Origin of the sequence: Streptomyces sp. WM6378 (assembly GCF_001279695.1) — a bacterium.
Lineage (GTDB): Bacteria > Actinomycetota > Actinomycetes > Streptomycetales > Streptomycetaceae > Streptomyces.
Genome location: NZ_LGDD01000154.1, coordinates 1 through 859 on the forward strand (window position 1 = coordinate 1; position 859 = coordinate 859).

Sequence of the window (859 nt, forward strand, 5' to 3'; positions counted from 1 at the left end):
AGAGGCCCTAACAAAGGCGTTGGACGTGTCGGTGTGTGATGAGGCAAGTGGCGAGGCCGAGGAAGGCTTCGTGGATGTCATCGCGTCGTTCCCAGCGGATGCGTAAGCGCCGGAAGCCGTGGAACCAGGCGATGGTGCGTTCAACCACCCAGCGGTATACGCCGAGACCGGAGCCGTGTGGGACACCGCGGCGGGCGATCACCGGTATCACGCCCAGGGCCCGCACCTCCTTGCGGTATTTGTCGTGGTCGTAGCCCCGGTCGGCGAACAGCACGTCGGGCCGTCTACGCGGCCGTCCGACCAGACCGGCAACCGGGGGCACCTTGTCCAGCAACGGGACCAGCTCGGTGACGTCGTTGCGGTTGCCGCCGGTCAGCGACACCGCGAGCGGGATGCCCCGGGCATCGGTGAGGATGTGGTGCTTGCTGCCCGGCCGCGCACGGTCGACCGGGCTGGGACCGCTTTTGGGCCCCGCCGTGCCGCCCGGACGTGGGAGGAATCGATCACCGCCCGCGACCAGTCGAGCTGTCTGGCGGACCGCAGCCTCCTGAGCAGGACCAGGTGCAGTGCGTCCCACACACCGGCCTCGTTCCAGGCCGCCAGCCGCCGCCAGCACGTCATGCCCGAACCGAAACCGAGTTCCTGCGGCAGGTACTCCCACTGGATGCCGGTGTGCAGCACGAACAGGATCCCGCACAACGCCTGCCGGTCCGGCACCCGCGGCCTGCCCTCGACCCGTTTCGGTCCGGGCTGCGGCAACAACGGCTCCACCAGCGACCAGAGTTCATCCGACACGATCCACGGCCGCGACTGTCTCTTCCCCACACCCACACCAACGAACAGCCAAGCCGACAGTCAC

The 859-nt window shown here is 68.3% G+C and carries 1 protein-coding gene; it reads right to left on the minus strand.

What is annotated here, in order from left to right:
- Positions 1-7 precede the first annotated feature (7 nt).
- A protein-coding gene (locus ADK54_RS43380) for an IS5 family transposase (protein WP_234392072.1) occupies positions 8-825 on the minus strand; the annotation gives its coding sequence in 2 pieces (ribosomal slippage) (positions 8-474 and positions 474-825; 819 coding nt in all).
- Positions 826-859: the final 34 nt, after the last annotated feature.